The organism is Rhodococcus sp. Q1, assembly GCF_004153645.1.
GTDB classification, from domain to species: Bacteria; Actinomycetota; Actinomycetes; order Mycobacteriales; family Mycobacteriaceae; genus Rhodococcus; species Rhodococcus gordoniae.
This window is the reverse complement of the sequence record NZ_SDMJ01000015.1, coordinates 22,951-46,402: the sequence shown is the minus strand read 5'-3', so window position 1 is coordinate 46,402 and position 23,452 is coordinate 22,951. Positions and strand designations below refer to the sequence as shown.

Here is a 23,452-nt window from a genome sequence, read left to right as displayed (position 1 = left end):
GACGTCGATTGCACCGGCGGTCCGCACCCGCGAGTCGGGTACGCGCCGGCCCGCGGAGGTGTTACCGTGAAGTTCCGTGGGTCGGCAGGCCCCAGCTGTATCGCATCAGTCCAAAAGTCCTGCACCTGACGTCACGGGAGCTTCTTTGCCACAGTCACGCCACTCGCGTACCCCTACCAAGCACATCTTCGTCAGCGGGGGCGTCGCATCCTCGCTCGGCAAGGGGCTCACAGCGTCGAGCCTGGGCACTCTGCTCACCGCACGCGGCATGCGCGTGACGATGCAGAAGCTCGACCCGTACCTCAATGTCGACCCCGGCACGATGAATCCGTTCCAGCACGGCGAGGTCTTCGTCACCGAGGACGGTGCCGAGACCGACCTCGACGTCGGTCACTACGAGCGCTTCCTCGACCGGGACCTGTCCGCCGACGCCAATGTCACCACCGGCCAGGTGTACTCCACGGTCATCGCCAAGGAACGACGCGGTGAATATCTCGGCGACACCGTGCAGGTCATCCCGCACATCACCGACGAGATCAAGCGCCGCATCCTCGCCATGGCCGCCCCGGACGCCGAGGGCCAGGTCCCGGACGTGGTGATCACCGAGATCGGCGGCACCGTCGGCGACATCGAATCCCAGCCGTTCCTCGAGGCCGCCCGCCAGGTCCGGCACGAGGTCGGTCGCGAGAACTGCTTCTTCCTGCACGTCTCGCTCGTGCCCTATCTCGGCCCGTCCGGTGAGCTGAAGACCAAGCCCACCCAGCACTCGGTGGCCGCGCTGCGCAACATCGGCATCCAGCCCGACGCCCTCGTGCTGCGCTGCGACCGCGACGTTCCGGCCTCGCTCAAGGCCAAGATCTCGCTGATGTGCGACGTCGACGTTGCCGGCTGCATCTCCTGCCCCGACGCGCCGAGCATCTACGACATCCCGAAGGTGCTGCACAGCGAAGGTCTCGACGCCTACGTCGTGCGTCAGCTCGGCCTGCCCTTCCGCGACGTCGACTGGACGGTATGGGGCAACCTGCTCGAGCGGGTCCACAACCCCCGCGAGACCGTCGACGTCGCTCTCGTCGGCAAGTACATCGACCTGCCCGACGCCTACCTGTCGGTCACCGAGGCGTTGCGCGCCGGCGGTTTCGCGCACCGAGCGAAGGTCAAGATCCGCTGGGTCGCCTCCGACGAGTGCGAAACCGAGGCCGGCGCCGAGAAGCATCTCGGCGACGTCGACGCGGTGCTGATCCCCGGCGGTTTCGGTATCCGCGGCATCGAGGGCAAGCTCGGCGCGATCCGCTTCGCGCGTACCCGCAAGATCCCGCTGCTCGGCCTGTGCCTGGGTCTGCAGTGCGTCGTCATCGAGGCCGCCCGCTCGGTGGGCATCGACGACGCGTCGTCCACCGAGTTCGATCCCGACACCACCGCCCCGGTCATCTCCACGATGGCCGACCAGGAACAGGCGGTCGCGGGCGAGGCCGATCTCGGCGGCACCATGCGTCTCGGTGCCTACCCCGCCGTGCTGAAGAAGGGCTCGGTCGTCGCCAAGGCCTACGGCAGCGAGCAGGTCTCCGAGCGGCACCGGCACCGCTACGAGGTCAACAACGCCTACCGCGACAAGATCGCCAAGTCCGGTCTGGTGTTCTCCGGGACCTCCCCGGACGGGCGTCTCGTCGAGTTCGTCGAGTACCCGGCCGCCACGCATCCGTTCTTCGTCGCCACCCAGGCGCACCCGGAGCTCAAGAGCCGGCCCACCCGCCCGCACCCGCTGTTCTCCGGCCTCGTCGCCGCAGCACTGCAGTACAAGGCGGCCGAGCGGCTCCCGGTCGAAATCCACGGTGAGAACACCGCTGCCGAGGAAACCGCCACGGCCGCGTCGACGTCCGCCGCCGGCGACGCCGAGTAGTCGACATGGCGCAGCGACACGACTTCCGCACCCTGGCGAGCCGGCGGATCTACACGGGTGCCATCGTGTCGCTGCGCGTCGACGACGTGGCGATGCCCGACGGGCACACCGCCGAACGTGAAGTGGTCGAACATCACGGCGCGGTGGCGGTCGTGGCCGTCGACGAGCAGGACCGGGTGGTGCTCGTACACCAGTACCGGCATCCGCTCGGCCGGCGCCTGTGGGAACTTCCCGCCGGGCTGCTCGACGCACCTGGGGAGGATCCCCTCGACGCCGCCCGCCGCGAACTCGCCGAGGAGACCGGTCTGGCCGCCGCCGACTGGGAGCTCCTCGTCGACATCGCGCTCTCACCCGGATTCACCGACGAAGCCGTGCGCGTCTTCGCCGCCCGCGGCCTGAGCGAGGTCGACCGGCCGGATCCGGAGCACGAGGAGGCCGATCTCGAGGTCCGCCGCGTCCCCGTCGACCAGGCCGTGTCGATGGTGCTGGGCGGGGAGATCGTCAACGCCACCGCAGTGTCCGGTCTCCTCGCGTTCGCGACCACCCGCGCGACCGGCACCGCGACCCGCACACCGGACGCGCCGTGGCCGGACCGGCCCACCACCTTCGCCCGCACCCGCGCGGAGGGGTGAGCGGTGCTGCCCGGTGAGGAGCGTCCGGCCACGCAGGTCGCTCCGCAGCCGTCCCCGACACTCACCGGGCAACTCGACGCCTATCTGGCGCACCTGACCGTCGAACGAGGGGTAGCGGCGAACACGCTCGCCTCCTACCGGCGCGATCTGCTGCGCTACATGGAACACCTCACCGACGTGCATGTCGGCGATCTTGCGGACGTCCACGAACACCACATCAGCGATTTCGCCGCGAGTCTGCGCCGCGGTGATCCGGAACGGAACCGCCCGGCGCTCGCGGCGAGCTCCGCCGCCCGCGCCCTGATCGCCGTGCGCGGCCTGCACCGTTTCGCCGCCGCCGAAGGTCAGACCCCCGTCGACGTCGCTCGCACCGTCAAACCACCGGCACCCGGACGCCGTCTGCCCAAGGCGCTGACCGTCGACCAGGTCACCGCGATCCTCGAGGCCGCCGCACCCGAGGCCGACGCTCCCCGCGACCTGCGCGACCGGGCGCTGCTCGAACTGCTGTACTCCACCGGCGCCCGCATCTCCGAGGCCGTCGGGCTCGACGTCGACGACCTCGACACCGAATCGCGCACGGTGCTGCTGCGCGGCAAGGGCGGCAAACAGCGGCTCGTGCCGGTCGGGCGGCCGGCGCTCGGCGCGCTCGACGCCTATCTCGTGCGCGGACGGCCGACGCTGGCGACCGGCCGCACCGCCGCGGTCTTCCTGAACGCGCGCGGTGGACGCCTGTCGCGGCAGAGTGCGTGGAAGGTACTGCAGACCGCCGCCGAACGCGCCGGAGTGGACGTCGGTGTCTCCCCGCACACCCTGCGCCACTCGTTCGCGACCCACCTGCTCGACGGCGGCGCCGACGTACGTGTGGTACAGGAGTTACTCGGGCATGCTTCTGTGACGACCACGCAGATATACACCCTGGTCACCGCCGGTGCCCTCCGAGAGGTATGGGCACAGGCGCATCCCCGGGCACGATGACCGGCTCCGCGACGGACGCGTGTCCGTGCGGTGATCCTGCCGACGAAGCGGTAGCGTTCCGGGGAAGAGCCGCCGGGCCACCCGACGGATCGACGAGAGAACATCTGGGTCGCAAGACAGGGGGAGTACCGAACGTGGGCACACCTCGGCCACCCGCCACATACATGGAGCCGGAGCACCTCCGGTCGAACACCGTCCCGGTCGACGCAATCGGCCGCGAGGACGCCGACAGAACGTCCACCAGCGAGCCGACCACCACCGCCGGAACCACGGACGAGCCCGAGCTCGGACCGACCGGCCGGCCACGCCGACCCGTCCCGGAACCGGTGCCGCTGTCCACCCACGGACCGGCTCGCATCATCGCGATGTGCAATCAGAAGGGCGGGGTCGGCAAGACCACCTCGACCATCAACCTCGGGGCGTCCCTCGCCGAATACGGGCGCCGCGTCCTGCTCGTCGACCTCGATCCGCAGGGCGCGCTGTCCGCCGGACTCGGTGTCGCCCACCACGATCTCGATCTCACCGTGCACAACCTGCTCGTCGAACCGCGGGTCTCCACCGACGACGTGCTCGTACGCACCCATGTCGAGAACCTCGACCTGCTGCCGAGCAACATCGACCTGTCCGCGGCGGAGATCCAGCTCGTCTCCGAAGTCGGCCGCGAACAGGCCCTCGGACGGGCGCTGTACCCGATGCTCGACCGCTACGACTACATCCTCGTCGACTGCCAGCCGTCGCTGGGGCTGCTCACCGTCAACGCGCTCGCCTGCGCCGATTCGGTGCTCATCCCCATGGAATGCGAGTTCTTCAGCCTGCGCGGCCTGGCGCTGCTCAACGACACCGTCGCCAAGGTCCGCGACCGGCTGAACCCGAAGCTCGCCGTCGCGGGCATCCTCGTCACCATGTTCGACTCGCGCACTCTGCACGGACGCGAGGTGATGTCCCGGGTCGTGGAGGTCTTCGGCGACCTCGTCTACGATGCCGTCATCAACCGCACCGTGAAGTTCCCCGAGACCAGCGTCGCGGGTGAACCCATCACTCGCTGGGCGCCCGCCTCCGCCGGCGCCGAGTCGTACCGCGCCCTTGCACGGGAAGTCATCCACCGGAGCGGTCGCTGAGTTCCGTGCACGCTCCCGTTCACGACACCGCGGACACCGGCACGGCACCCGAAGCGGGAGCCGACGCGGGGGTCCTGGAGGAACCCGGCCGGCCGACACCTGCGGAGGTGGAGACCACCTCGGGGTTCCGCGTACGCCTGCGCAACTTCGAGGGCCCGTTCGACCTGCTGCTGACCCTCATCTCGCAGCGGCGACTCGACGTCACCGAGGTCGCCCTCCACGAGGTCACCGACGACTTCATCGCCTACACCCGCAAGCTCGGACCCGAACTCGGCCTCGACCAGACCACCGAGTTCCTGGTCGTCGCCGCGACCCTGCTCGATCTCAAGGCCGCGCGGCTGCTGCCCGCCGGTGAGGTCGACGATCCCGAGGATCTCGCGCTCCTCGAGGCCCGCGACCTGCTGTTCGCGCGACTACTGCAGTACCGCGCCTACAAGCAGATCGCCGAACAGTTCGCCGCGTTCGAGGCCGCCGCCCTGCGCCGCTATCCACGCGCGGTGTCCCTCGAGGACCGTTTCGAGAATCTGGTGCCCGAGGTCGTGCTCGGCGTCGACCCGCAGCGCTTCGCCGAGATCGCCGCCGCCGCCTTCCGGCCGAAACCACCCCCCACCGTCGGCCTCGACCACCTGCACACCCCGAAGGTGTCGGTTCCCGAGCAGGCCGCCCACATCCTGGGCTTGCTCCGCTCCCGCGGCGCCGGCGTCCGGGTCGGTTTCGACGAACTCGTCGCCGATTGCGACCATGGGCTGCTCGTCGTCGCCCGGTTCCTGGCATTGCTCGAGTTGTACCGCGAACGCGCCGTCACCTTCGAGCAACCCGATCCGCTGGGGCACCTGCAGGTCGCGTGGACGGGGGAGACCGACGACGCCGTCGATTTCGAGGAGGACTACGGGTGAGCGACGACGCCGTCGAGCACGAGCGTGCAGGCGACACCGCCGCGCAGGAGCGTGCATGGGACGGTGAGCTTCTCGACATCGCCGACGACGAACTCACCGCGGCCCTCGAAGCGCTGCTGCTCGTCGTCGACACCCCCGCACCCACCGAGCAGCTCGCCGCCGCCATCGGGGTCACCGCCGACCGGGCCGAGGCCGCGCTGCGACGTCTCGCGCAGGACCTCACCGCGCGTGGATCCGGCATCGACCTGCGGTATGCGGGCGACGGATGGCGCTTCTACACCCGTCGCGATTTCGCGCCGTATGTCGAGAAGTTGCTGCAGGGTGGCGCCCGCACCAAACTCACCCGCGCCGCACTCGAGACTCTCGCCGTGATCGCCTATCGGCAGCCGGTCACCCGCAGCCGTGTCGGCGCGGTGCGCGGCGTCAACGTCGACGGGGTGATGCGCACGCTGCTCGCCCGCGATCTGATCGCCGAAGCCGGCACCGATCCCGACACCGGTGGCACGCTCTATGTCACCACCGAGTTGTTTCTCGAGCGCCTCGGCCTGGCATCTCTGCAGGATCTTCCGCCCGTTGCGCCGCTTCTGCCCGATGTCGATGTGATCGACGACATCGCCGACAGTCTCGAGTCGGACCCACGATTTGAGAGAATGGATAGGAACGCGCGTCCCGAGACTCTCTCGCCCGCGGAGTTCGATCCAGAGAACTGACAGGAATCAAGTGAATACACCCGCTCGCCGTGATGGCACACCGGATCGTAGAAGAAGCAATCCCCGCAGCGCGACTACGCGCAATGCCGGGGCCTCCCGCTCGGGACGCACCGAATCCCCGCGTTCCGGAGGACGCACCGAATCCCCGCGTTCGGGGCGCGCAGGGGCTCCCCGTACGGGGGAGCGCACCGACTCACCCCGTTCCGATCGCCGGGCCACTCCCGGTCAGTCGGCCGCCAGCCGCAATCCGGCTCAGTCGGCCGGAGGCCGCAATCCCGCCCAGCCGGCCGCCGGTCGCAAACCGCACCGCAAGGGCACCTCGACCGGCAAGCCCTCCAAGCCTGCCGCCAAGCGCGCCGCACAGCGCGTCGTTCCGACCGTGAGCAACGCTCGCCCCGCGCGTCACCAGCACCGCGAAGCCGGCCCGGCCCAGCTGCCCGCCGGTGAAGGCGTGCGGCTGCAGAAGGTGCTCGCCCAGGCCGGCGTCGCCTCGCGCCGCGCAGCCGAGGAACTCATCGCCGCAGGTCGCGTCGAGGTCGACGGCAACATCGTCGTCGAGCAGGGCCTGCGCGTGGACCCGGAGAACGCCGTGATCCGGGTCGACGGCGTCCGCGTCGTCGTCAACAAGGATCTCGTGCATCTCGTGCTGAACAAACCGCGCGGCTGGCAGTCCACGATGTCCGACGATCTCGGTCGTCCCTGTGTCGGCGACATCGTCTCCGAACGCGTCGCCGCCGGGCAGCGCCTGTTCCACGTCGGTCGTCTCGACGCCGACACCGAAGGTCTGCTGCTGCTCACCAACGACGGTGAACTCGCGCACCGGCTCATGCACCCGTCCTACGAGGTCCCCAAGACCTACCTGGCGACCGTCAAGGGTGTGCTCGCGCGCGGCGTCGGCAAGCAGCTCAAGGCCGGTATCGAACTCGAGGACGGGCCTGCCTCGGTCGACGAGTTCGCGTTGCTCGAGGTCCACGAAGGCCAGTCGCTGGTGCGGCTCGTGCTGCACGAGGGCCGCAAGCACATCGTGCGACGTCTGCTCGACGCCGTCGGTCATCCCGTGATCCGGCTCGTGCGCACCAACATCGGCCCCGTCGCGCTCGGCGACCAACGTCCCGGCACTCTCCGTGTCCTCGGCCGCAACGAGGTCGGCGGTTTGTACCAGGCGGTGAAGCTGTGACCGGCGCACCGGCCGACGCGTTGATCGTCGCGATGGACGGACCGTCCGGCACCGGCAAGTCCACCGTCTCCAAGCGTCTCGCGCAGCATCTCGGTGCCGCCTACCTCGACACGGGGGCGATGTACCGCATCGCGACGTTGCACGCTCTGCGCCGCGGTACCGACCTGACCGATCCGGCCGCGATCGCCGCGGCCACCGCCGATCTGCCGTGGTCGATCGGCACCGATCCCACCGTCGAGGACATCCGGCTCGACGGGGACGACGTGCGCGAGATCATCCGCGGCGCCGAGGTCACGGCCGCGGTCTCCGCGGTCTCCGCGGTCCCCGAGGTGCGCACCCAGCTCGTCGAGGCGCAGCAGCGTCTCGGGCGCGCCGAGCACCGCGTCGTGGTCGAAGGACGCGACATCGGCACGGTCGTCTTCCCCGAGGCCGATGTGAAGATCTTCCTCACCGCCTCGGCGGAGGCCCGCGCGCACCGGCGCAACAACCAGAACATCGCCGAGGGTCGCGGCGACGACTACGAGGCGGTCCTTGCTGCGGTGCAGCGCCGTGACCACCTCGACTCCACCCGCGCGGTGTCGCCGCTGCGCGCGGCGGACGATGCGGTCGTCGTGGACACCAGCGACATGAACATCGACGAGGTGATCGCCGCGCTGCTCGCGGTGGTCGCCGAGCAGACTGGAGCGAAGCTGTGAGCGACGACGTGAGCACCGATTACACCGGTTTCGCCGGCGACGGCACCTGGTCGGAGGAAGCCGACTGGGATGTCGAGTTCGCCGACGGCAACGAGCTCGAGGAGTTCGTTCCGGTCCCGACCGTCGCCGTGGTCGGCCGACCCAATGTCGGCAAGTCCACTCTGGTCAACCGCATCATCGGCCGACGCGAAGCCGTCGTCGAGGATGTCCCCGGCGTCACCCGGGACCGCGTCTCGTACGAGGCGTCGTGGAACGGCCGGCGGTTCATGGTGCAGGACACCGGCGGGTGGGAACCCGACGCGAAGGGCATGCAGCAGTCCGTGGCCCGCCAGGCCGAGGTCGCCATGCGTACCGCCGACGCGATCCTCGTCGTGGTCGACGCCACCGTCGGCGCCACCAGCGTCGACGAGGCGGTCGCGAAGGTGCTGCGCCGCTCGAAGACGCCGGTGCTGCTGGTCGCGAACAAGGTCGACGACGACCGCGTCGAATCCGAGGCCGCGACGTTGTGGTCGCTCGGGCTCGGCCAGCCGTATTCGGTGTCGGCCACCCACGGGCGCGGCACCGGCGATCTGCTCGACGAGCTGCTCGCCAAGTTGCCCGCCACCCCCCGCGAGGGTTCCGGCGGCGAAGGACCCCGCCGGGTCGCCCTGGTGGGCAAGCCGAACGTCGGCAAGTCGAGCCTGCTGAACAAGCTCGCCGGGGACGAACGCTCGGTGGTGCACGATGTCGCCGGCACCACCGTCGACCCGGTGGACTCGATTGTCGAACTCGGCGGCAAGCCGTGGCGGTTCGTCGACACCGCCGGTCTGCGCAAGCGGGTCACACACGCCTCCGGAGCGGAGTTCTACGCGTCGCTGCGCACGCGCGGCGCGATCGACGCGGCCGAGGTGGCGGTGCTGCTCATCGACGCCTCGCAACCGATCACCGAGCAGGACCAGCGGGTGATCACGATGGTCGTCGAATCGGGTCGTGCCCTGGTGATCGCGTTCAACAAGTGGGATCTCGTCGATGAGGATCGTCGCTACGAGCTCGGCCGCGAGATCGACCGCGACCTGCTGCGGGTGCCGTGGGCGTCGCGCGTGAACATCTCCGCCAAGACCGGTCGAGCCGTGCAGAAGCTCGTCCCGGCGATGGAGACCGCGCTCGAGTCGTGGGACAAGCGCATCTCCACGGGACGCTTGAACTCGTGGCTCAAGGAGGTCGTGGCTGCGACTCCGCCGCCGATGCGCGGTGGTCGCCTGCCCCGTGTGCTGTTCGCCACCCAGGCAGCCACCCGGCCCCCGACCTTCGTGCTGTTCACCACGGGCTTCCTCGAGGCCGGCTACCGCCGCTTCCTCGAGCGTCGCCTGCGTGAGGAGTTCGGCTTCGACGGCAGCCCCGTGCGGATCTCGGTGCGGGTGCGGGAGAAGCGCGACCGCCGGAAGTGAACCCGCGACGGCGTCCGGTCGCGAAAACGCGCTGACCAGCCGATTAGTGTTTCGGTCCGTTCCTGTTGTAATCTCTGAGAGCGCTCGGAGAGAGCGCGGACGGGCTGTGGCGCAGCTTGGTAGCGCACTTGACTGGGGGTCAAGTGGTCGCAGGTTCAAATCCTGTCAGCCCGACAGCGAAACCCCTTCCGACTTCGGTCGGAAGGGGTTTTCTCGTTCGCGGACGCGCCTTCACACCCGACGCCGGTGACGACGGAATGCGACCTGGCCCACCCCCGACGAATCCTCTAGGTTCGTCTCGCGCGCCGGATGGTCCGGCGCGTCGTGCAAGGGGGAGCAACAGGATGAAGAAACTCGCCAGGAGTGCGTTCGTGACGGCCGCGGCGGCAGGACTCGTACTCGGGGGATCCTCTACCGCCGCAGCGGACACCGGTTCCGCCGGATACTTCGGCAACCCGCAGTGTCTGCTCCGGTCCCTTCTGACCTACGGGACGCTCAGTGCCGGCGATGCCGGCGCCTTCCTGCCGGGGTGCGCGCCGTTCTGAGCGGGGCGTCACATGTGAAGCGGGCGAGCGCACCGAACGCTCCCGGATCCGGGACGCACCCCTCACGATGAGAAGTGCGTCGGCGGACGGTCACTACCGGTAGGGCGCCGAGCGCGCCCTACCGCACCCGCGAAAGGACCACGATGACCACTCGATTCAATCCCTATCTCGCATTCCGCGATTCCGCGCGCGAAGCCATGGAGTTCTACCGATCGGTCTTCGGCGGTGAACTGGCGGTGAGCAGGTTCGCCGACATGCACGCCTCGGACGATCCGAGCGAGGACGACAAGGTGATGCACTCGATGCTCACCACCGACCGCGGCTTCGTGCTCATGGCCTCGGACACCCCGAACGGCGTGGACTACTCGCCCGGCACGAACTTCTCGCTGTCGCTCAGCGGGGACGACGAGAGCGTGCTCCGCGGCTGGTGGGACGCGCTGAGCGAAGGTGGTCGCGTCGACATGCCACTCGAACGTGCCCCGTGGGGAGATCTGTTCGGTATGTGCACCGACCGCTTCGGAATCGCGTGGATGGTCAGCATCGGCGACCAGCAGGGCTGAACGGCTCGGTGGCCGTCAGCCGGGGCGGGCGTCGAGCTCGCGCACCAGCCGCGGCGGCGCGGTCTCCCGGTAGGACATGTCGAGCAGTTCGGCGACCTCGCCCCAGTCCACCTCCGGACGGGCGAGGTCGTACCCGACCCACCCGGACGGCCCGAAGTACATCGGCAGGTAGATGTGCGGCTCCTCGAGCAACGCGCGACGCTCCTCCTCGTCGGGCTTGACGACGACGGAGCGGGGAAACGGTGCGCGGGTACTCTTCTCGGCCCCTCCGTAGACCGCGAAGGCCGTCCGGGTGGAGAAGAACGGACGACCGTGCGAAATCTTCTCGGAGGCGCCGGGAAAGGCCAGCGCGATCGCGCGCACACGGGCGAGTAGCGGATCCGTTTCGTCGAACATCACCGGATGCGGCATGGGCGGAGCGTACCGAGCGACTACGACAACGGTGCCGAGATCAACTCGCCCGACTCTTCAGCGCATCGATGCCGGCGCGCAGCAGCGGCTCGACGCCACGACCGAGTTCCTCGAAACCGTCGCCGACGGTCTTTCCCTGACGGAACCGGAAGTAGATACCCTCGAGGATCACGGCGAGCTTGTAGTAGGCGAGGGCGAGATGGAATGCCATGTCCGACAGGTCCCGTCCACCGGCCGCCTCGTACCGGGCGAGCAGGTCGTCGTCGCCGAGGAAACCCGGTGCGCGAGAGACCGTCGAGACGGGGAACTCCGGGTTCTCCCGCGCCAGCCGCTGGTAGACCAGCAGCAATGCCACGTCGGTGAGCGGATCACCCAGGGTGGCCATCTCCCAGTCCAGCACCGCGACCACCTCGTCGTCGTCGCCGACGAGGATGTTGTCGAGCCGGTAGTCGCCGTGCACGATGCCGACCTCGCCGTCGCCCGGCAGGTTGTCGACGAGCAGCCGGTGCAGCTCCTCGGCGCCGGCCAGGTCCCGGCTGTGCGAGTTCTCGAGTTGGGTGGTCCAACGGCGCACCTGCCGCTCGAGGAAGCCGCGCGGGCGACCGAAGTCCTCGAGTCCCACGGTGGCCGGGTCCACCGCGTGCAGGGTCGCGAGGGTGTCGACCATCCGCTCGGAGATGACCCGGGTGCGCGCGGCGCCGAGGGGGGCGAGTTGCTCGGCGGTGCGATAGGGCGTTCCCACGACGAGATCCATGAGGTAGAACGGCGCGCCGAGCACCGCATCGTCCTCGCACAGGAGGTAGGTGCGGGGGACCGGTACCGCGGTGCCGTCGAGCGCGGAGATGACCCGGTACTCGCGGGCCATGTCGTGGGCGGTGGCGAGGACGTGTCCGAGCGGGGGACGGCGCAGCACGAGCCGCCGCTCGCCGTCGGTCACCTCGTAGGTGAGGTTCGATCGCCCGCCACTGATCAGGCGAGCGCGGAGGGGCCCGGAGAACAGCTCGGGGGCGGAGGTCTGCAGGTGGGCGTCGAGCGCATCGAGGTCGAGGCCGGCGGGCACGTCGTTCATCGAGCTCCTTTCCGTCGGCTCCCACTATGACGGCGGGTGCGGATTCCTGTCCGGAGAACTCTCACGAGGCGGACAATCCGGGTCATACGGAAACGATTGATATTCAGAATATCCCTCGACCTGAGGGCAACACCCCCGACAGCAACTACGACGTACGCCTACCCGCCGGCACGGACGAGACGAACTACTGTCGATCCATGCCCGCTGCGCACCCCCTCGACCGAGACAACGTCCGCGACGCGCTGGACGCGTTCGACTCGCGCCGTCTGCCGCTGGACGGTCGCCGGCACGCAGCCGTCGTCGTGGCGGTGCTCGACGACGGGAACGGCAACCCTGTCATGCCCCTCACACGGCGGCCGACGCGCCTGCGAGCCCATCCCGGCCAGTTCGCCCTGCCGGGCGGCCGTCTGGACGAAGGGGAGGAACCGGAGCAGGCAGCCCTTCGCGAACTGCACGAGGAACTCGGACTCGACCTCGGCTCCGACGCCGTCCTCGGCCGACTCGACGACTACGTCACCCGATCCGGCTATGTGATGTCGCCGTTCGTCGTGTGGGCGCGCACGGCCGTGACCGATCTGAAGCCGAGCCCCGACGAGGTCGACGTGCTCTTCGCCGTGACCGCCGACGAACTCGATGTCGACCCGCGCTTCGTCGGCATCCCCGAATCCGACAAGCCGGTGATCCAGTGGCCGTTCCGCGGGCACCTCGTGCACGCACCGACCGCCGCCGTGGTCTACCAGTTCCGCGAAGTCGTCCTCCGCCGGCGGGCCACCCGGATCGACGACCTCGAGCAGCCGGTCTTCGCCTGGCGCTGACACCCGGGGATCTCCGGCCGCGCGGCTGTGGAAGGCTGGACTCCGCACCCGAACCGGAACTCCGGAGGGGCACCACGAGAACGATCTCACGAGAACACGGAGCGGCCCCGCCATGACCGATGCGACCGGAACCGCCGACGCGCGCGGAGCGGACCGCATCCTCACCGTGCCGAACGTCCTCAGCTTCATCAGGCTCCTGGGTGTCCCCGTCTTCCTCTACCTGGTTCTCGTCGCCCACGCCGACGTCTGGGCGCTGATCCTGCTGGCCGCCAGCAGCATCACCGACTGGGCCGACGGCAAACTCGCCCGACTCCTCGACCAGACCTCCCGCCTCGGCGCACTCCTCGATCCCGCCGTCGACCGCCTCTACATCGTGGCCACCCTCGTCGCCCTCGTGGCACGCGACATCGTGCCGTGGTGGATCGCGGTGGTCCTCGTCGGCCGCGAACTCGTCCTCGCCCCGACGCTCGCCGTTTACCGGCGCCGGGAACTGCCTCCACCGGAGGTGCTCTATCTCGGCAAAGGCGCCACCTTCCTGCTCATGTGCGCGTTGCCGCTCATGCTCGGCGCCGTCGCCGTGCCGGCCTCGGAACCGGTCACCGGCCCGCTCGGCTGGGCCGCCCTGATCTGGGGGACCGTGCTGTACGTGTGGACCGGTCTGTTGTACCTCGCGCAGGCCGTCGTGACGGCACGGAACGTGCCGGTCGGGAGGTGATCCGATGAGCCGCGCGTGGGAACGCATCCGGCGCAATCCGGTGCCCTCGCTGCTGAAGTCGCTTCTCGAGGATCATCTCGACCCCGGTTACGCCGCGTCCGCCGCCGACCGGGCGGCGGGCCGCTCCCACACCACGCCGCGGGCCTCCCGCGCGTGGCTCGGCGCCGGTGTCCTCCTCGCCGGCCTCGTCCTCGGCGTCGCGTACGCCCAGAACGCCGACGTGGAGGCCGGCACCGACAGCACCCACGCCGAGATCCTCGACTCCCTCCGGGCGGGGGACGATCGGATCGCCGCCCTGACCGCGCGGCGGGACGAACTCGGCGCCGCGATCGACGAACGACGTACCGCGCTGTTCGCCGACGGCGGTGACGGCGCGAGCATCCTCGACGAACTCCGGGACGCCGAGACCGCGGCCGCCGCGACACCTGTACGCGGACCCGGGATGACCGTCACCCTCACCGAACCCGCCGCGCGCCCGAACCTCTCGGACGCGGCGCGACTCGAGGACCGGCCCACCGCGCTCGTCCTCGACCGCGACCTGCAGTCGGTCGTCAACGCGCTCTGGGCCGCCGGTGCGGAGGCCGTCGAGGTCGGCGGCGTGCGGGTGGGCCCCGGCGTGACCATCCGCCAGGCCGGGGGAGCGATGCTCGTCGACAACCGGCCCGTATTCTCCCCGTACACGGTCTCGGCGGTGGGGCCCCCGTCCCGGCTGCAGACGTCCTTCGTCGTCAGCGACGCCTACCTGCGCATCGCGGGCATCCAGCAGCTCTACGGGGTGGGATTCGCCGTCACCGAGGCGGACGATCTCGAGCTTCCGGCCGCCACGGTCCGGAAACTCGGCAGCAGCGGAGAAACGGGGTACAGGTGAAGCGGCTCGAACACGGTCACGCGCTCTACGCGGTGCTCGCACTGGCGATCGGGATCGGCGCCGGAATCGTATTCAGCCCACAGGTACCCGACGTCGTGCAGCCCTATCTGCCCATCGCGGTGGTCGCCGCGCTCGACACGGTCTTCGGCGGCCTGCGCGCCTATCTCGACGACATCTTCGACGCGAAGGTGTTCGTGGTGTCGTTCGTCTTCAACGTCCTCGTCGCGGCGCTGATCGTGTGGCTCGGCGACCAGCTCGGGGTGGGCGCCCAGCTCTCGACGGCGGTCATCGTGGTCCTCGGCATCCGCATCTTCGGAAACGCGGCTGCCTTGCGCCGGCGCCTGTTCGGAGCCTGAACCATGACAGAACCGCAGCAGCCCGACACCGGCACCGGCGACGCGACCGCGCCGGGACCCGTCGCCGACCGCGCCACCCGATCGCACCGCGTCTTCCTCGTCCTCGCCGGGATTCTCGTCGTCCTGCTCGGCGCCGGCATCGCCACGCAGGTGCGCACCACCGACACCGGCGACGCCCTCGACTCGGCACGCCCCGCCGACCTGCTGGTGTTGCTCGACAACCTCAACCGCCGCGAAGCCGCTCTCCGCCAGGAGATCACCGAACTCGAGCGCACCCTCTCGAGTCTGGAGCGGGAAGGCTCGGAAGCCGCACTCGAGGAGGCCCGCACGCGCCTGTACACGCTGTCCGTCCAGCTCGGTACCGCACCCGCCACCGGGCCCGGGGTGGTCCTCACCGTCGACGATCCGCGCGAGGGAGTCGGCTCGGAGGTGCTGCTCGACATGATCCAGGAGCTGCGCGCGGCGGGTGCCGACACGATGCAGATCGCCGGAGCGAACGGGGAGACCGTACGCATCGGTGTCGATTCGTGGGTCACCGGACCGGGGGGCGAGATCACCGTGGACGACCGCAGGCTCGACGCCCCGTACACCGTCACCGCCATCGGGGACGGCCCGACGCTCGCCGCCGCCCTGAACATTCCCGGTGGAGTGGTCGACACGGTCGCCCGTGCGGGCGGATCATTGTCCGTGAAACAGTTTCCGCAGGTGGACGTGTCCGCCTTGCGGGAGATCGAACCACGCCAATACTCTCAGCCCGGTAACTGAATCCGACGTTCCGGTCGAACGTCGTCTCCGAAAGGACCAGTCTTGACCGATTTCGCGACACCCGATGATCTGCGGTACACCCCCGAGCACGAATGGGTGCGCAGGACGGGCGCGACGACCGTGCGGATCGGGATCACCGACTACGCGCAGTCCCAACTCGGCGACGTGGTCTTCGTCCAGCTGCCCGATGCCGGATCCGAGATCGTCTCCGGCGAGTCCTTCGGAGAGGTGGAGTCCACCAAGAGCGTGTCGGACGTCTTCGCGCCGTTGACCGCGAAAGTCCTCGCCGTCAACACGGAACTCGACGCGAATCCCGAACTGGTGAACAGCAGCCCGTACGAGGACGGTTGGCTCGTCGACGTGGAGGTCGGCAGCGAGAGCGAACTCGACGAGGCCCTCGAGCAGACGGTCGACGCGGATGGTTACCGCGGGATCACGGAAGGCTGACAGACCGGACAGGTAACGTGACCGCGACTGTCTGCGGCAGTACCCCCACGCGGGGTACGGTCGGATATGGCGTGTGCCGTGTCGGACCTGTACGGGGCGAACGAATCAGCGACCGCCCGGGATCACCCGGGTGGTCGAACGGATAAGGAGAAACGGTGAGCGAGAACGGCAACGCGGGCTACGAGGAGACTCCTGCAGAGACCACTTCGGTATTTCGCGCCGACTTCCTGAACGAAGTGGAAGGTGCAGGCTCGGCCACCACCGAAGCGCCCGTCTCGGGTGTCGAGGGCCTGCCCGCCGGATCGGCGCTGCTGGTGGTCAAGCGGGGGCCCAATGCAGGATCGCGCTTCCTGCTCGACCAGCCGACCACGTCGGCGGGCCGGCATCCCGACAGCGACATCTTCCTCGACGACGTGACCGTCAGTCGTCGGCACGCCGAGTTCCGTCAGGACGAAGGCGAATTCCAGGTCGTCGACGTGGGAAGCCTCAACGGCACCTACGTCAACCGCGAGCCGGTCGACTCCGCCGTCCTCGCGAACGGCGACGAGGTGCAGATCGGCAAGTTCCGGCTGGTGTTCCTGACCGGTCCGCGAGGTAACCAGGGCGCAGGTAGCTGATGACCGCGGCCCGCCAGCCGGCGCCGGCCGGGATGTCGATCGGGTCGGTGCTCGACCGCCTGCGTCCGGAGTTCCCGGACGTGACGATCTCGAAGATCCGGTTCCTCGAAGCCGAGGGATTGATCAGCCCGGAACGTACTCCCTCGGGCTACCGGCGCTTCTCGATCGCCGACTGCGAGCGTCTGCGGTACGTGCTCACCGCGCAACGCGATCAGTACCTGCCGCTCAAGGTGATCAAGGAGCAGCTCGAGGCGATCGACCGGGGTGCCGCCACGGTGGGATCGGTCGAAACCCGGATCACCCGGCCGCGCCCGCTGGCGGTTGCGCGCGGCGAGGTCTCACCCGAGGATCTCCGCACCGACCGCGAGATCCGGGTGAGCCGCGACGACCTGTGCACTCGTGCAGGCATCGACGCGGCCTTCCTCACCGAACTCGTGGGTGCGGGCCTCGTCAAGCCGGGGCCGGCCGGATTCTTCGACGAGGACGCGGTGCTGCTCGCCCGCACGGCGAAGGCGATGGCGGAGTTCGGCCTCGAGGTCCGGCACCTGCGGGCGTTCAAACTCGCCGCCGACCGCGAGGCCGCGCTCGTCGCGCAGATCGCCGGCCCGATCGCCAAGGGCCGCGACGCCGGGGCACGGCAGCGCGCCGAGGAGATGGTGCGCGAACTGGCCGCACTGTCGCTGACTTTGCACACCTGCCTGGTGAAGGCGGCGGTGCAGGGGGCACTCGACCGTTGAGGCGACGAACTCGTCGCCGATCGCGACCGCGGCCCTCCGTCGGGTCGTGACCTACGGCACCTGACGGATGCGCTGGAGGACACTAGAATTCCAGGCAGTACCTGTCGGGTGGTCCACCACCGACGAGCAGCAGGACGGAGGCATCGCGATGAGCGAGATGCGGATAGTAGGGATTCGTATCGAACAGCCGCAGAACCAGCCTGTCCTCCTGCTGCGGGAGGTCGACGGCGATCGGTACCTGCCGATCTGGATCGGTCAGAACGAAGCGACCGCCATCGCCCTCGAACAGCAGGGTGTCGAGCCGGCGCGGCCGCTGACCCACGATCTGATCAAGAACCTCCTCGAGGCCTTCGGCCACAACTTGCGCGAAGTGCGCATCGTCGACCTGCGCGAGGGGACGTTCTACGCGGATCTGGTCTTCGACGGAGGGATGCGCGTGTCCTGCCGGCCTTCCGACGGGGTGGCTGTAGCCTTGCGCATCGGCGCGTCGGTCCACGTCGAGGAGCAGGTGCTCACCGAAGCAGGACTGGTCATGCCGGACGAGCGGGAGGACGAGGTCGAGAAGTTCAAGGAGTTCCTCGACTCCGTCTCGCCCGACGACTTCAAGGCGACGGACGGCTGAGCGCCGTCCGTCCGTACGGCGACGAGCGTTGGCGCGCGCGTCGGCCGTAGCGGTAGTAGTGTCGAACGTTGCCTTCCGGTCGGCGTGTTGCAGCCCAGCGCCCAACACCGGAGCGTACGCTGAGTTGATCCGCCAGGGATGACTCGGTGAGCCTGGGAGCGCTCGATGATCGGATGTGGTCGGGGGGAATCCGCCAGTCGATCGTTGCGAGGCAGAACTGGGCGCGCGAGAGGGAGTCAGTAGTGCGAGATCGGACGAAGGGACAGCCACTCGGCGTCGATTCCGGCGATCGCTCGAATCCGGCGCCGCGGACGAACGAGACCGACGAGATCCAGCCGGGTCTGTTTCCGGACAACTCGGTGCCCGACGAACTCGTCGGTTACCGTGTGCCCATCGCCTGCCAGATCGCGGGAATCAGCTACCGCCAGCTCGACTACTGGGCCCGCACCAATCTGGTGGTTCCGTCCATCCGTGGGGCCGCCGGATCCGGTAGCCAACGGCTGTATTCGTTCAAGGACATCCTCGTCCTCAAGATCGTCAAGCGCCTGCTCGACACCGGCGTCTCGCTGCAGAATATCCGCGTAGCCGTCGATCACCTCCGCAGCCGCGGTGTGGGCGATCTCGCGAAGATCACCCTCTTCTCGGACGGCACCACCGTCTACGAATGCACGTCGCCGGAAGAGGTCGTCGATTTACTGCAGGGCGGGCAGGGCGTCTTCGGGATCGCAGTGAGCGGCGCGATGCGCGAGCTCACCGGCAGCATCGCCGATTTCCCCGCCGAACGCGCCGACGGCGGCGGCGTCGAGGAACGCCCCGAGGACGAACTGGCGTCGCGTCGCCGCGAGCGCATCAACCGCCGCATCGGCTGACCACACCTCTGATGTCGCATCGGCCGACGATGCCGCCGACATCTCTGCCGGTCCATCTCCCCGGCCCGCGGCGCTTTCCGCACCTGCGGTATTTCGACCCCCGCGACGTGAACTAGACTCGAAGACGCGTCGCCATCACGCGGGAGAGACCCGGACACCGAGCCGGGCGCCGAAGGAGCAGCACCTCCCCGTCAATCTCTCAGGCAACCGGGACCGCGTGAGCTCCGACGTCTCTGGAAAGCGGCGGGAGCACCCGCCCGCCCACGGGGAAAGGCTCTGGCCGGCCGAATCTCTCAGGCGCTCGCTCGCGAGCTCACGACAGAGGGGGAGGAACCACTTCGCGCGACCGCGCACGTGGACCTCGCCGACCAGCCCGGGAGCTGCGATGACAGATGCCGTCACCTCGAACTTCGCCGATCGCCACATCGGCCCTGACACCGCCGGCCTGAACCGGATCCTCGACGTCGTCGGAGTCGATTCCCTCGACGCCCTCGCCACCGCCGCGGTGCCGGCAGCCATCCTCGACGACCGCGTCGGCACCGTGCCGACCGGACTCGACGTGCTCGACGCGCCCCGCTCCGAGCACGAGGTGCTCGCCGAACTGAAGGCGCTCGCGTCGCGGAACACCGTGGCGACATCGATGATCGGTCACGGCTACTACGACACGCTCACGCCGCCCGTGCTGCTGCGCAACATCATCGAGAACCCCGCCTGGTACACCGCCTACACCCCCTACCAGCCGGAGATCAGTCAGGGACGCCTCGAGGCGCTGCTGAACTTCCAGACCATGGTCGCCGACCTGACCGGCATGGAGGTGGCCAACTCGTCCATGCTGGACGAGGCCACCGCGGCCGCCGAGGCGATGACCCTGCTGCGCCGCGCGAACCGTAAGTCCAAGAGCCCCCGTCTCGTGGTCGACGTCGATCTGTTCGCGCAGACCGCCGCGGTGCTGGCGACCCGCGCCGAACCGCTCGGCATCGAGATCGTCACCGTCGACCTCGCCGACGGACTGCCCGACGGGGAGTTCTTCGGCGTGATCCTGCAGGTGCCCGGCGCCTCGGGACGTATCATCGACGCCGCTCCGATCATCGCGGCCGCCCACGACCGCGGCGCGCTCGTCGCCGTCGGTGCCGACCTGCTGGCCATGACCCTTGTCACCCCGCCCGGCGAGCAGGGTGCCGACGCGTGCTTCGGCACCACCCAGCGGTTCGGTGTGCCGATGGGCTTCGGTGGGCCGCATGCCGGCTACCTCGCCGTCGGCAGCGCCCACACCCGCACCCTTCCCGGTCGCCTCGTCGGTGTCTCGGTGGACGCGGACGGCAACCCGGCCTACCGCCTCGCGTTGCAGACCCGTGAGCAGCACATCCGCCGCGAGAAGGCCACCAGCAACATCTGCACCGCCCAGGTGCTCCTCGCCGTGCTCGCGGCCATGTACGCCTCGTACCACGGTGCCGAAGGCCTCACCGGCATCGCCCGCCGCGTCGCCAAGCACGCCCGCCACCTGGCCGACGGTCTGCGCGCCGGCGGCGTCGAGGTCGTCCACGCCGAGTTCTTCGACACCGTCCTCGTGCGCGTTCCGGGACGCGCCGCTGCCGTGCTCGTCGCCGCACGCGAGGCCGGTATCAACCTGTACCGCGTCGACGACGATCACGTGTCGATCTCGTGCGACGAGGCCACCACCGCCGCGCATGTCGACGCGGTCCTGGATGCCTTCGGCGTCACCGCCGGTGAGGCCGTCGAGGGAACGGCGCTGCCGGAGACCTTGGCCCGCACGAGCGAGTTCCTGCAGCACGAGGCGTTCACCCGCTACCGCACCGAGACCGCGATGATGCGGTACCTGCGGCGCCTGTCCGACAAGGACCTCGCCCTGGACCGCACGATGATCCCGCTCGGCTCGTGCACGATGAAGCTCAACGCCGCCGCCGAGATGGAGGCCATCACCTGGCCCGAGTTCGCGGGTCTGCACCCCTTCGCTCCGGCGGATCAGACGGCGGGGATCCGCCGCCTCATCGCCGACCTCGAAGGCTGGCTCGCCGCGGTGACGGGATACGACGCCGTGAGCCTGCAACCCAACGCCGGCAGCCAGGGCGAGTACGCGGGTCTGCTCGCGATCCGCCACTATCACCTCGACCGCGGCGACACCGATCGGGACATCTGCCTGATCCCGTCGAGCGCGCACGGCACCAACGCCGCGTCCGCCGTGATGGCGGGTATGCGCGTCGAGGTCGTCGCGTGCCGGCCGAACGGCGACGTCGATCTCGACGACCTGCGCGCCAAGATCACCGACCACGGGGCACGTCTGGCCGCGATCATGATCACCTATCCGTCGACGCACGGTGTCTACGAGCACGACATCGCCGACATCTGCGGTGCCGTGCACGACGCCGGCGGCCAGGTGTACATCGACGGCGCCAACCTCAACGCTCTCGTGGGTCTGGCCCGGCCGGGCAAGTTCGGTGGCGATGTGAGCCACCTGAACCTGCACAAGACGTTCTGCATCCCGCACGGTGGCGGAGGACCGGGCGTCGGGCCGATCGGGGTCCGGGCGCATCTGGCTCCGTACCTGCCGGGTCATCCGGCGGAGCCGGGTCTCGGGGGAGCCGGGCCGGTCTCGGCGGCGCCCTTCGGGTCGGCGTCGATCCTGCCGATCACCTGGGCGTACATCAAGATGATGGGCGCCGAGGGACTGCGTCGCGCGTCGTTGACGGCGATCGCGTCGGCGAACTACATCGCGCGTCGTCTCGACGAGTACTTCCCGGTGTTGTACACGGGGGAGACAGGCATGGTCGCCCACGAGTGCATCCTCGATCTGCGTCCGCTGACGAAGGCGACGGGGGTGACGGTCGACGACGTCGCGAAACGTCTGGCCGACTACGGCTTCCACGCGCCGACGATGAGTTTCCCGGTGGCCGGCACGCTCATGGTCGAACCCACCGAGAGCGAGGACATCGCCGAACTCGACGCCTTCATCGACGCGATGATCTCGATCCGCGGTGAGATCGACCGGGTCGGGGCAGGGGAGTGGCCGGTGGACGACAACCCGCTGCGCGGGGCTCCGCACACCGCGGAATGCCTGGTGGGCGAGTGGAATCACCCGTACTCACGGGAGATCGCGGTGTTCCCGATGGGGAAGAGCCGGGCCAAGGTCTGGCCCGCGGTGCGACGGATCGACGGCGCACACGGCGACCGGAACCTGGTGTGCTCGTGCCCGCCCTTGGAGGCGTACAGCGGCTGACGGCGGGATGGCCGACGGACCTGTCCGTCGGCCATCTTCATCAGAAGAATAACTCCGGACAGGACGGAAACCATAGAAATACAGAATCTCACCACCCTAGGCGCAAACCTCACCCCGCCCAGACGAGCGGGAGGTCAGTTCGCGGCAGCCAACTCGAGGATGGAGATCTCCGGTGGGGTGCCCACCCGCACGGGGGGTCCCCACGCGCCGGTGCCCTGGGACGTGTAGATCTGCGTGTCGCCGAAGCGGTCGAGTCCGGTGACGGTGGGGTTGGCGAGGGAGACGAACGGTCGCAGCGGCCACATCTGTCCGCCGTGGGTGTGCCCGGACAGTTGCAGGTCGACTCCGAGTTCGCGGGCCTCGTCGACGTGCCGCGGTTGGTGGGCGGCGAGGATCACCGGGGTACCGTCCGCGATGCCGTCGAGGGCGGCGGGCATGTCGGGGTGGTGGGGTTCGGTGGCGGTGTAGTCGTGGACGCCGGCGAGCGCGACCACGTCGCCGTCCCGCTCGAGGACGACATGGTCGTTGCGCAGGGTGCGTACACCGAGCGTCTCCCAGTGGTTCAGCCACGATTCGGCGTCGTCGGAGTAGTACTCGTGGTTGCCGCTGACGCCGTACACCCCGAGCGGGGCCTGCAACTGCCGGAGCGGTTCGAGGTCGGAGCCGACGAGTTCGACGGTGCCGTCGGCGAGGTCGCCGCCGAGCACGATCAGGTCGGGTTGTTCTTCGGCGACGAGGTCGACGACGCGTTGCACGAAGTCGGCGCCGCGGGCGGGACCGACGTGCAGGTCGGTGACGAGCGCGATGCGGGCGCCGGCGAAGCCGGCGGGCAGGTCCTGCAGGGCGACGGGCACGGTGACGATCCGCGGCCGGTCGGCCTCGATCGTGCCGTATCCGACGGCGGCGACCGCGGCCACGACGAGCACGGCGGTCGCGATGCGCAGCCCCCGTCGTGGGGTCTCGACGGTGCCGTCGTCGGTGGTCGGCCGGGATGGCCCGCGCCGGACGAGGCGGGCGACGAGCAGCCCGACTCCGATGAGCAGGAGCCCGAGCATCAGGTACAGCACCACCGCCAGCCAGCTCCAGCCGAGGAACCCGACGGGGCGGGCCCAGGCGGGATCGAACACGGTGCCCACCTCGGCGGCGCCGAGCGTGAGCACGAACATGACGACGAGGACGAGGTCGGCGGCGAGGGCGGCAGGACGCGGCAGGCCGGGCGCCCGGACGAGTCGTCGGTGCAACAGATAGGTGAGGAGGGCAAGGAAGACCCCCACGACGAGAAGGCGGAGCACGG

At 69.4% G+C, this 23,452-nt stretch carries 25 protein-coding genes, 1 tRNA gene and 1 riboswitch; of the genes, 23 read left to right on the top strand and 3 right to left on the bottom strand.

Annotated elements, in window-relative coordinates; genetic code table 11:
• Positions 1 to 145: 145 nt before the first annotated feature.
• The 12 genes from EQ874_RS22600 (at position 146) to EQ874_RS22545 (ending at position 10,632) form a co-directional block, all read left to right on the top strand.
• A complete protein-coding gene (locus EQ874_RS22600; protein WP_129978255.1) occupies positions 146 to 1,897 on the top strand; it encodes a CTP synthase in 1,752 nt (583 codons plus the stop codon).
• Between the two features lie 5 nt (positions 1,898 to 1,902).
• Complete coding sequence (locus tag EQ874_RS22595; protein ID WP_064065443.1) at positions 1,903 to 2,529, top strand: NUDIX hydrolase; 627 nt, start codon at positions 1,903 to 1,905, stop codon at positions 2,527 to 2,529.
• A 3-nt stretch (positions 2,530 to 2,532) separates the two neighbouring features.
• The gene (gene xerD / locus EQ874_RS22590) at positions 2,533 to 3,504 is read left to right on the top strand and encodes a site-specific tyrosine recombinase XerD (RefSeq protein ID WP_064065444.1); all 972 of its coding nucleotides are present in this window, start codon (positions 2,533 to 2,535) and stop codon (positions 3,502 to 3,504) included.
• A gap of 164 nt (positions 3,505 to 3,668) precedes the next feature.
• Entirely contained in the window at positions 3,669 to 4,622 is a 954-nt protein-coding gene (locus EQ874_RS22585) for a ParA family protein (RefSeq protein ID WP_064065445.1), read from the top strand.
• Between the two features lie 74 nt (positions 4,623 to 4,696).
• Positions 4,697 to 5,518 (top strand): segregation/condensation protein A, encoded by an 822-nt coding sequence (locus EQ874_RS22580; RefSeq protein WP_242496894.1) that lies wholly within the window; start codon positions 4,697 to 4,699, stop codon positions 5,516 to 5,518.
• 77 nt (positions 5,519 to 5,595) lie between these two features.
• Positions 5,596 to 6,228 (top strand): SMC-Scp complex subunit ScpB, encoded by a 633-nt coding sequence (scpB, locus tag EQ874_RS22575; protein ID WP_129978259.1) that lies wholly within the window; start codon positions 5,596 to 5,598, stop codon positions 6,226 to 6,228.
• A 10-nt stretch (positions 6,229 to 6,238) separates the two neighbouring features.
• On the top strand, positions 6,239 to 7,405 hold the full coding sequence (locus tag EQ874_RS22570) for a pseudouridine synthase (protein WP_207213613.1): 1,167 nt from the start codon (positions 6,239 to 6,241) through the stop codon (positions 7,403 to 7,405).
• 32 nt (positions 7,406 to 7,437) lie between these two features.
• Positions 7,438 to 8,100: a (d)CMP kinase gene (gene cmk / locus EQ874_RS22565; protein WP_129978258.1), complete on the top strand. Its 663-nt coding sequence runs from the start codon at positions 7,438 to 7,440 to the stop codon at positions 8,098 to 8,100.
• Positions 8,097 to 9,527: a ribosome biogenesis GTPase Der gene (gene der, locus EQ874_RS22560; RefSeq protein WP_064065447.1), complete on the top strand. Its 1,431-nt coding sequence runs from the start codon at positions 8,097 to 8,099 to the stop codon at positions 9,525 to 9,527. The genes cmk and der overlap by 4 nt, the downstream gene beginning before the upstream one ends.
• A gap of 100 nt (positions 9,528 to 9,627) precedes the next feature.
• A tRNA-Pro gene (locus tag EQ874_RS22555) sits at positions 9,628 to 9,701 on the top strand.
• A 170-nt stretch (positions 9,702 to 9,871) separates the two neighbouring features.
• Positions 9,872 to 10,072 (top strand): hypothetical protein, encoded by a 201-nt coding sequence (locus EQ874_RS22550; protein WP_064065448.1) that lies wholly within the window; start codon positions 9,872 to 9,874, stop codon positions 10,070 to 10,072.
• A 143-nt stretch (positions 10,073 to 10,215) separates the two neighbouring features.
• Positions 10,216 to 10,632: a VOC family protein gene (locus EQ874_RS22545; protein ID WP_016935029.1), complete on the top strand. Its 417-nt coding sequence runs from the start codon at positions 10,216 to 10,218 to the stop codon at positions 10,630 to 10,632.
• 15 nt (positions 10,633 to 10,647) lie between these two features.
• Here the strand turns inward: EQ874_RS22545 and EQ874_RS22540 are convergent, their stop codons facing one another.
• Both EQ874_RS22540 and EQ874_RS22535 read right to left on the bottom strand, forming a co-directional pair.
• On the bottom strand, positions 10,648 to 11,043 hold the full coding sequence (locus EQ874_RS22540; protein WP_064065449.1) for an MmcQ/YjbR family DNA-binding protein: 396 nt from the start codon (positions 11,041 to 11,043) through the stop codon (positions 10,648 to 10,650).
• Positions 11,044 to 11,083: 40 nt separating this feature from the next.
• A complete protein-coding gene (locus EQ874_RS22535) occupies positions 11,084 to 12,112 on the bottom strand; it encodes a phosphotransferase family protein (RefSeq protein WP_129978253.1) in 1,029 nt (342 codons plus the stop codon).
• Positions 12,113 to 12,309: 197 nt separating this feature from the next.
• Between EQ874_RS22535 and EQ874_RS22530 the strand changes: the two genes are divergently transcribed.
• The 11 genes from EQ874_RS22530 to gcvP all read left to right on the top strand — a co-directional run bounded on the left by EQ874_RS22530 (position 12,310) and on the right by gcvP (position 22,158).
• The gene (locus EQ874_RS22530) at positions 12,310 to 12,927 is read left to right on the top strand and encodes a CoA pyrophosphatase (RefSeq protein ID WP_016935525.1); all 618 of its coding nucleotides are present in this window, start codon (positions 12,310 to 12,312) and stop codon (positions 12,925 to 12,927) included.
• Positions 12,928 to 13,039: 112 nt separating this feature from the next.
• The gene (locus tag EQ874_RS22525; protein WP_064065451.1) at positions 13,040 to 13,642 is read left to right on the top strand and encodes a CDP-alcohol phosphatidyltransferase family protein; all 603 of its coding nucleotides are present in this window, start codon (positions 13,040 to 13,042) and stop codon (positions 13,640 to 13,642) included.
• A 4-nt stretch (positions 13,643 to 13,646) separates the two neighbouring features.
• Positions 13,647 to 14,510, top strand: coding sequence for a DUF881 domain-containing protein (locus EQ874_RS22520; RefSeq protein ID WP_129978252.1), 864 nt, complete (start codon positions 13,647 to 13,649; stop codon positions 14,508 to 14,510).
• Complete coding sequence (locus EQ874_RS22515; protein ID WP_016934925.1) at positions 14,507 to 14,866, top strand: DUF1290 domain-containing protein; 360 nt, start codon at positions 14,507 to 14,509, stop codon at positions 14,864 to 14,866. Before EQ874_RS22520 ends, EQ874_RS22515 begins: the two co-directional genes overlap by 4 nt.
• Positions 14,867 to 14,869: 3 nt before the next feature.
• Positions 14,870 to 15,631 carry a DUF881 domain-containing protein gene (locus tag EQ874_RS22510; RefSeq protein ID WP_242496893.1) on the top strand — a complete coding sequence of 254 codons (762 nt, stop codon included), beginning with the start codon at positions 14,870 to 14,872 and terminating at the stop codon, positions 15,629 to 15,631.
• Positions 15,632 to 15,673: 42 nt separating this feature from the next.
• Complete coding sequence (gene gcvH / locus EQ874_RS22505; protein WP_129978251.1) at positions 15,674 to 16,078, top strand: glycine cleavage system protein GcvH; 405 nt, start codon at positions 15,674 to 15,676, stop codon at positions 16,076 to 16,078.
• 155 nt (positions 16,079 to 16,233) lie between these two features.
• Entirely contained in the window at positions 16,234 to 16,695 is a 462-nt protein-coding gene (gene garA / locus EQ874_RS22500) for a glycogen accumulation regulator GarA (RefSeq protein ID WP_006552746.1), read from the top strand.
• The gene (locus EQ874_RS22495; protein ID WP_016694269.1) at positions 16,695 to 17,432 is read left to right on the top strand and encodes a MerR family transcriptional regulator; all 738 of its coding nucleotides are present in this window, start codon (positions 16,695 to 16,697) and stop codon (positions 17,430 to 17,432) included. The genes garA and EQ874_RS22495 overlap by 1 nt, the downstream gene beginning before the upstream one ends.
• Positions 17,433 to 17,580: 148 nt before the next feature.
• Positions 17,581 to 18,054 (top strand): bifunctional nuclease family protein, encoded by a 474-nt coding sequence (locus tag EQ874_RS22490; RefSeq protein ID WP_064065454.1) that lies wholly within the window; start codon positions 17,581 to 17,583, stop codon positions 18,052 to 18,054.
• A gap of 242 nt (positions 18,055 to 18,296) precedes the next feature.
• Positions 18,297 to 18,923 (top strand): MerR family transcriptional regulator, encoded by a 627-nt coding sequence (locus tag EQ874_RS22485; protein ID WP_016694271.1) that lies wholly within the window; start codon positions 18,297 to 18,299, stop codon positions 18,921 to 18,923.
• Positions 18,924 to 19,053: 130 nt separating this feature from the next.
• Positions 19,054 to 19,149, top strand: a riboswitch (glycine riboswitch).
• 159 nt (positions 19,150 to 19,308) lie between these two features.
• Positions 19,309 to 22,158: an aminomethyl-transferring glycine dehydrogenase gene (gcvP, locus tag EQ874_RS22480; RefSeq protein WP_129978250.1), complete on the top strand. Its 2,850-nt coding sequence runs from the start codon at positions 19,309 to 19,311 to the stop codon at positions 22,156 to 22,158.
• Between the two features lie 134 nt (positions 22,159 to 22,292).
• On the opposite strand, the gene EQ874_RS22475 is transcribed toward gcvP, so the two are convergent.
• A complete protein-coding gene (locus tag EQ874_RS22475) occupies positions 22,293 to 23,450 on the bottom strand; it encodes a metallophosphoesterase (protein ID WP_129978249.1) in 1,158 nt (385 codons plus the stop codon).
• Positions 23,451 to 23,452 lie beyond the last annotated feature (2 nt).

Excerpts from the sequence above, each read along its gene's own strand:
- EQ874_RS22595 (WP_064065443.1), top strand. The coding sequence starts at position 1,903 with ATGGCGCAGCGACACGACTTCCGCACCCTGGCGAGCCGGCGGATCTAC.
- EQ874_RS22540 (WP_064065449.1), bottom strand. The coding sequence starts at position 11,043 with ATGCCGCATCCGGTGATGTTCGACGAAACGGATCCGCTACTCGCCCGT.
- EQ874_RS22535 (WP_129978253.1), bottom strand. The coding sequence starts at position 12,112 with ATGAACGACGTGCCCGCCGGCCTCGACCTCGATGCGCTCGACGCCCAC.
- EQ874_RS22490 (WP_064065454.1), top strand. The coding sequence starts at position 17,581 with ATGAGCGAGATGCGGATAGTAGGGATTCGTATCGAACAGCCGCAGAAC.
- EQ874_RS22510 (WP_242496893.1), top strand. The coding sequence starts at position 14,870 with ATGACAGAACCGCAGCAGCCCGACACCGGCACCGGCGACGCGACCGCG.
- EQ874_RS22525 (WP_064065451.1), top strand. The coding sequence starts at position 13,040 with ATGACCGATGCGACCGGAACCGCCGACGCGCGCGGAGCGGACCGCATC.
- EQ874_RS22520 (WP_129978252.1), top strand. The coding sequence starts at position 13,647 with ATGAGCCGCGCGTGGGAACGCATCCGGCGCAATCCGGTGCCCTCGCTG.
- EQ874_RS22550 (WP_064065448.1), top strand. The coding sequence starts at position 9,872 with ATGAAGAAACTCGCCAGGAGTGCGTTCGTGACGGCCGCGGCGGCAGGA.
- EQ874_RS22545 (WP_016935029.1), top strand. The coding sequence starts at position 10,216 with ATGACCACTCGATTCAATCCCTATCTCGCATTCCGCGATTCCGCGCGC.
- EQ874_RS22530 (WP_016935525.1), top strand. The coding sequence starts at position 12,310 with ATGCCCGCTGCGCACCCCCTCGACCGAGACAACGTCCGCGACGCGCTG.
- EQ874_RS22495 (WP_016694269.1), top strand. The coding sequence starts at position 16,695 with ATGACCGCGGCCCGCCAGCCGGCGCCGGCCGGGATGTCGATCGGGTCG.
- cmk (WP_129978258.1), top strand. The coding sequence starts at position 7,438 with ATGGACGGACCGTCCGGCACCGGCAAGTCCACCGTCTCCAAGCGTCTC.
- gcvP (WP_129978250.1), top strand. The coding sequence starts at position 19,309 with ATGACAGATGCCGTCACCTCGAACTTCGCCGATCGCCACATCGGCCCT.
- EQ874_RS22585 (WP_064065445.1), top strand. The coding sequence starts at position 3,669 with ATGGAGCCGGAGCACCTCCGGTCGAACACCGTCCCGGTCGACGCAATC.